Below are 6608 nucleotides of genomic sequence, written 5' to 3' on the forward strand. Positions count from 1 at the left end.
GAATAGGGCGCGCCATGTGGAGCTACATCCTTAAACGCATTCTGTTGATGATCCCGACGCTGCTCGGCGTGCTGACGCTGACCTTCGTCGTGATCCAGTTCGTGCCGGGCGGTCCGGTCGAGCAGGCGGTGCACGACCTGCGGCGCGGACAGTCCGAAGGGGGCGGCGGTGGTTTCGGATTGCGCACGCACACGGGCGTCGATGCGCAGCAGGTCGAGCAACTGAAGAAGCTCTACGGCTTCGACAAGCCGCCGCTGCAGCGCTATGTGCTGATGCTCGGCAAGTTCGCGCGCTTCGATCTCGGCGACAGTTATTTCAGGCATCAGAGCGTGTGGTCGCTGATCGTGTCGAAGCTGCCGGTGTCGATCAGCATCGGCCTGTGGACCTTCTTCATCACCTATCTGATATCGGTGCCGCTCGGCATCGCGAAGGCGGTCAGGAACGGCTCGAAGTTCGATGTCGCGACGAGCCTGATCGTGCTGATCGGCTTTGCGATTCCAGGCTTCGTGCTCGGCGTGCTGCTGCTCGTGCTGTTCGGCGGAGGCACCTTCTGGCAACTGTTCCCGCTGCGCAATCTCACCTCCGACAACTGGGCCACGCTGTCGCTCGGCAGCAAGATTCTCGATTATCTGTGGCACATCACGCTGCCGGTGACGGCCTCGGTGGTGGGCAGCTTCGCCATTGTCACGATGCTCACCAAGAACGCCTTCCTCGACGAGATCCGCAAGCAATACGTGCTGACCGCGCGCGCGAAGGGCCTCTCCGAGCGCCGCGTGCTGTGGAAGCACGTGTTCCGCAATGCGCTGCTGCCGTTGATCGTCGGCTTTCCAGCAGCGTTCATCGGCGCGTTCTTCACCGGCAGCCTGCTGATCGAGACGCTGTTCTCGCTCGACGGGCTCGGCCTGCTGTCCTATGAATCCGTGGTGCGGCGCGACTATCCGGTGGTGCTCGGCACGCTCTATCTCTTCACGCTGATCGGCCTCGCCACGAAGCTCATCTCGGACCTGTGCTACGTCTGGGTCGATCCACGCATTCAATTCGAACAACTGGAGCGCTGATTTGAATCGAGCCGCTTCATCCCGCTCCTCACGGCGCGACGCACACGGCAGCGACGCCCGGCCGCTCAGCGTCGAAAAATCCATTCCGCCCGGACGGCGCGTGTGGCAGCGCTTCAAGCGCAACCGGCTGGGCTACTGGAGCCTCGTCGTGTTCGTCGTGGCGTTCGTCATCAGCCTCGCCGGGCCGCTGTGGTCAAACGACAAGCCGCTCGTCGTGCGCTATCAGGGGCATCTGTACTTTCCGCTCGTGAAGACCTATGCGGAGACCACGTTCGGCGGCGACTTCCCCACGCCCGCCGATTATCTCGATCCCTACGTGCGCGACCGTTTCAGCGCGCCGGGCAACTTCGCGATCTATCCGCCGAATCACTACTACTACGACACGCTCAACTACTTCTCGAAGGGCTCGAATCCGGCGCCGCCGTCGCGCGAGAACTGGCTCGGCACCGACGACCGCGGCCGCGACGTGTTCGCGCGGCTCGTGTACGGCTTTCGCGTGTCGGTGCTGTTCGCGCTCGTGCTGACGGCGATCGGCACGCTGCTGGGCGTCGTCGCGGGCGCGGTGCAGGGGTATTTCGGCGGGCGGATCGACATCACGGGGCAGCGGCTCATCGAAGTCTGGAGCGCGTTGCCCGAGCTATACCTGCTCATCATCTTTGCGTCGATCTTCGAGCCGAGCCTGATCCTTTTGATCATCCTCTTGTCGCTGTTCGGCTGGATCGGTTTGTCGGACTACGTGCGCGCCGAGTTCCTGCGCAACCGCACGCAGGATTACGTGCGCGCCGCCCGCGCGATGGGCCTCTCGAACTGGCAGATCATCTGGCGCCACGTCTTGCCCAACAGTCTCACGCCGGTCATCACGTTCCTGCCGTTCCGCATGAGCGGCGCCATTCTCGCGCTGACGAGCCTCGACTTTCTCGGGCTGGGCGTGCCGTCGCCGACGCCATCGCTCGGTGAGTTGCTCGCGCAAGGCAAGGCCAATCTCGATGCCTGGTGGATCTCACTGTCCACCTTCGGCGTGCTGGTCGCGACGCTGCTCCTGCTGACCTTCATGGGCGATGCGCTGCGCAACGCGCTCGACACGCGTATCGCCGATGCCGTGAAAGCCGGAGGCGGGCAGTGAACGAACCGCTGTTGTCCATCAAAGACCTGCGCGTGCGTTTCGGCGACACGCTGGCCGTCGACGGCGTCAATCTTGAGATCCACGCGGGCGAACGCGTGGCGCTGGTCGGCGAATCGGGTTCGGGCAAGAGCGTCACGGCGCTGTCCATCCTGCGGCTGCTGCGCGAAGCCGAACTGTCCGGCTCGATCCGCTTCGCCGGCGAAGAGCTGCTCGACAAGAGCGAGCGCGCGATGCGCGGCCTGCGCGGCTCCGACATCGCGATGATCTTCCAGGAGCCGATGACGGCGCTCAATCCGCTCTACACGGTGGGCGACCAGATCGGCGAGACGATCCAGCTGCACGACGGCACCACGCCGCGCGAGGCGCGCCGCCGCGCGATCGCACTGCTCGCGCGCACCGGCATCACGGAGCCCGAGCGGCGCGTGGACAGCTATCCGCATCAGTTGTCGGGCGGCCAGCGCCAGCGGGTGATGATCGCGATGGCGCTCGCGTGCCGTCCACGCCTCCTGCTCGCCGACGAACCCACGACGGCCCTCGACGTGACGATTCGCGCGCAGATCGTTGAACTGCTGCTCGAACTGCAACGCGACGAAGCCCAGCAGCGCGGCATGGCGGTGCTGCTGATCACGCACGACCTGAATCTCGTCAGGCGCTTCGCGGAGCGTGTCGCGGTGATGGAGAAGGGCGTGCTGGTGGAGAGCGGCACGGTGGAAAGCATCTTCGCGTCGCCGCAGCATCCGTACACCCAGCGGCTGCTGGCCAGCAAGCCGAAGCGCAGCGTGCTGCCGGTGCTGCCGATCGCGCCCGTCCTGCTCGACGCGAAAAACGTCTCCGTCGCTTACCCGACGCGCCTGCCGGGCTTGCAAGGCTGGTTCCGGCGCGGCCGCTTCAAGGCCGTCGACGACGTCACGCTGACGGTGCGGCAGGGCGAGACGCTCGGGATCGTCGGGGAATCGGGCTCCGGCAAGTCCACCCTGGCGATGGCGCTGCTCGGCCTGCAACGCATCTCGCACGGCGCGGTGCAGTTCCAGGGCCGCGCGCTCAGCGAGTTCCAGGGGCGCGAGCAAACCGCGCTGCGCTCCAATCTGCAAGTGGTGTTTCAGGATCCGTTCAGCTCGCTGTCGCCGCGGCAGACCGTCGAGCGGATCGTCGGCGAGGGGCTGGCGCTGCATCGCCCGGAACTGGATGCCGCCGCGCGCCAGGCACGGGTGGTGGCGGTGTTGCGGGAAGTCGGAATGGAACGCTCGGCGCTCACGCGCTATCCGCACGAGTTCTCGGGTGGCCAGCGGCAGCGCATCGCGATCGCCCGCGCGCTGGTGCTCGAACCGAGCATCCTGATCCTCGACGAACCCACCAGCGCGCTCGACGTGTCGATCCAGACTCAAGTCCTGGCGCTGCTCGCCGACATTCAGAAGAAGCACAACCTGGGCTACGTCTTTATTAGCCACGACTTACAGGTGATCGGCGCGATGGCACATCGCGTCGCGGTGATGCGAAATGGTTTTATCGTGGAGTCGGGCGAGGTAGAGAAGATTTTTTCAAACCCCTCCGACGAATACACGCGAAAGCTTCTGAGCGCGGCCCTCGAATCCTAAAATCTTTCTTTTTCACCAATTGGGTGCCCGTCTCAATTGTATTTTTCTATTTCTTTTGACAGGTAAATACTTTGTGGCTAGTATCCTTCCAAACTTTCTGCTATCTCCCTGATTTAACAGCTTTTAATTGTAAAACCTACCGACCGATGCAGCCACTATCGTTGACTCAGACATGCGCGCGCGCCGCCGCGGGCATGTTGATCGGCCTCCTGATGACAACAACTTCCGGCGCGTTCGCCGACGAAGTCAGCAGTAGCAGCCAGAATGCCGGCAACGGCCTTTTCTCCTCCAGATCCATCGATACCGCAAACACCGACGCCGCCAGCAGCCAGGGCGGCGCAAAGTCGTTTCTGTCGGGCATGGCGAGCAAGGCGGGCGACGTCGTCGTAGGCGCGCTCAACATGATCGGCGTGCGTTATCGCTGGGGCGGCAATTCGCCGGATTCCGGTCTCGATTGCAGCGGCTTCGTCCGCTACGTGTTTCAGGACACGCTCGGCATGACGCTGCCGCGCCGCGCCGAGGAAATGAGCCGCGTCGGCGAGAAGGTCCGCGTGTCGGATCTGAAACCCGGCGATCTCGTGTTCTTCAACACGATGCGCCGCTCGTTCTCGCACGTGGGCATCTACATCGGTGACAACAAGTTCGTGCACTCGCCGTCCACCGGCAGCACGATCCGCGTCGACGACATGGAAGACGGCTACTGGGAGAAGCGTTTCCAGGGCGCGCGCCGGATCGACAACGCGCAAATCGGCGACGGTTCCGAATTGCGCCAGCGCGTGAGCGCGAGCATCGGCGGATATTGATTGCCGCTGTGAAGGAAAATCGAAAGCCTGCCTCCTGACCGGACGCAGGCTTTTTGTTTTTGGCGGCCTTGAGATTCAGCGAACGGAACGCCTGATTGCACGCGCTTCGGAAAGCCGTTATAGTTTTTGAATGCGTTTTTTCCTGTTCCCCTTCCTGTCGGTCCAAGCTGGTGCGTCGCTACGCGCACTATCGCTACTAGCGCGCCTACCGCGCTGATCTTTCTCGCCTCCCGTCTGCTCGTCCTGTCAGGTTTTCGACGCCAGCGGTGGCGCGAACACCCGAATTCCCTTTTGCATTTCCGCGCGTCATTCCCAACACTTGAACACTCTCCCCACTGGAGCCCAACATGGCAGCAGACAAGTTGATCATCTTCGACACCACCTTGCGTGATGGCGAGCAGTCCCCCGGCGCGTCGATGACGAAGGAAGAGAAGATCCGCATCGCGAAGCAGCTGGAGCGCATGAAGGTGGACATCATCGAGGCGGGCTTCGCGGCCAGCTCGAACGGCGATTTCGACGCCATCCACACCATCGCCTCGCTCGTGAAGGACAGCACGGTCTGCTCGCTGGCCCGGGCCAACGACAAGGACATCCAGCGCGCCGCCGACGCCCTCAAGCCCGCCGGCCAGTTCCGCATTCACACGTTCATTGCCACGTCGGCGCTGCACATGGAGAAGAAGCTGCGCATGACGCCGGAGCAGGTCTACGACCAGGCGCGTCTCGCCGTGCGCTTCGCCCGCAAGTTCACCGACGACGTCGAGTTCTCGCCGGAAGACGGCAGCCGCTCGGACATCGACTATCTTTGCCGCGTCCTTGAAGCGGTCATCGATGAAGGCGCGCGCACCATCAACATCGCGGACACGGTCGGTTACGGCGTGCCCGAGCTCTACGGCAATCTCGTGAAGACGCTGCGCGAGCGCGTGCCCAATTCCGACAAGGCGGTCTGGTCGGTGCACTGCCACGACGACCTCGGCATGGCCGTCGCCAATTCGCTGGCCGGCGTGCAGATCGGCGGCGCGCGTCAGGTGGAATGCACGATAAACGGTCTCGGCGAGCGCGCGGGCAATACGTCGCTGGAAGAGATCGTGATGTCGGTCAAGACGCGCAAGGATTACTTCGGTCTGGATCTCGGCATCGACACGTCGCAGATCGTGCCGACCTCGAAGCTCGTTTCCCAGATCACCGGCTTCGTCGTGCAGCCGAACAAGGCGGTGGTCGGCGCGAACGCGTTCGCGCACGCGTCGGGCATTCACCAGGACGGCGTGCTGAAGGCGCGCGACACCTACGAAATCATGCGCGCGGAAGACGTGGGCTGGGCCGCGAACAAGATCGTGCTCGGCAAGCTCTCGGGCCGCAACGCGTTCAAGCAGCGTCTCGAAGAACTGGGCGTGCAGCTGGAGTCCGAAGGCGAAGTGAACGCCGCGTTCGCGCGCTTCAAGGAACTCGCGGACCGCAAGGCCGAGATCTTCGACGAAGACATCATGCAGATCGTCTCCGAGGAATCCGCCGAGGCGCAGGCCAAGGAGCATTTCCGCTTCGTGTCGCTGAAGCAGCATTCCGAGACGGGCGAGCAGCCGCAGGCAAAGGTCGTGTTCGCGGTGGAAGGCGCCGAGGTCACGGGCGAAGCGCGCGGCAACGGTCCGGTGGACGCGACACTGCACGCGATCGAATCGAAGGTGGACAGCGGCGCGGAACTCGTCCTGTATTCGGTCAACGCCATCACCACCGGCACGCAGGCGCAGGGTGAAGTGACGGTGCGTCTGTCGAAGAGCGGGCGCATCGTGAACGGCGTGGGCACGGATCCGGATATCGTCGCGGCGTCGGCGAAGGCTTATCTGGCTGCGTTGAACAAGCTGCACTCGAAGGTCGAGAAGCTCAACCCGCAGCTGTGATTCCGGCACGTCTTGCAGACATGAAAAAGCCCTCGCGATGAACTGACCCCGCAAAGTTGGACAGTTTTGGGCTAGGGCCGTGAGGGCTGAGTTCTGTACATCACAGGACTCAGCCCTTTTAGCTTCAGCTTGATGCG

Annotated in this window: 5 protein-coding genes; all 5 read left to right on the forward strand. The window is 63.4% G+C overall.

Annotation, left to right across the window (positions count from 1 at the left end; all coding sequences use genetic code 11):
- Positions 1–14: 14 nt before the first annotated feature.
- The 5 genes from QCE64_RS24090 (at position 15) to QCE64_RS24110 (ending at position 6471) form a co-directional block, all read left to right on the forward strand.
- Positions 15–1058: a microcin C ABC transporter permease YejB gene (locus QCE64_RS24090; protein ID WP_310006591.1), complete on the forward strand. Its 1044-nt coding sequence runs from the start codon at positions 15–17 to the stop codon at positions 1056–1058.
- 1 nt (position 1059) lies between these two features.
- Positions 1060–2181, forward strand: a complete 1122-nt coding sequence (locus QCE64_RS24095; protein WP_310006593.1) for an ABC transporter permease — start codon at positions 1060–1062, stop codon at positions 2179–2181.
- Positions 2178–3776 carry a dipeptide ABC transporter ATP-binding protein gene (locus QCE64_RS24100; protein ID WP_309916916.1) on the forward strand — a complete coding sequence of 533 codons (1599 nt, stop codon included), beginning with the start codon at positions 2178–2180 and terminating at the stop codon, positions 3774–3776. Before QCE64_RS24095 ends, QCE64_RS24100 begins: the two co-directional genes overlap by 4 nt.
- A 146-nt stretch (positions 3777–3922) precedes the next feature.
- Positions 3923–4579 carry a C40 family peptidase gene (locus QCE64_RS24105; protein ID WP_310007353.1) on the forward strand — a complete coding sequence of 219 codons (657 nt, stop codon included), beginning with the start codon at positions 3923–3925 and terminating at the stop codon, positions 4577–4579.
- Between the two features lie 347 nt (positions 4580–4926).
- Positions 4927–6471 carry a 2-isopropylmalate synthase gene (locus tag QCE64_RS24110; protein WP_309808741.1) on the forward strand — a complete coding sequence of 515 codons (1545 nt, stop codon included), beginning with the start codon at positions 4927–4929 and terminating at the stop codon, positions 6469–6471.
- Positions 6472–6608: the final 137 nt, after the last annotated feature.

The sequence above is a fragment of the Caballeronia sp. LZ043 genome (genome assembly GCF_031451075.1).
Taxonomy (GTDB): Bacteria; Pseudomonadota; Gammaproteobacteria; order Burkholderiales; family Burkholderiaceae; genus Caballeronia.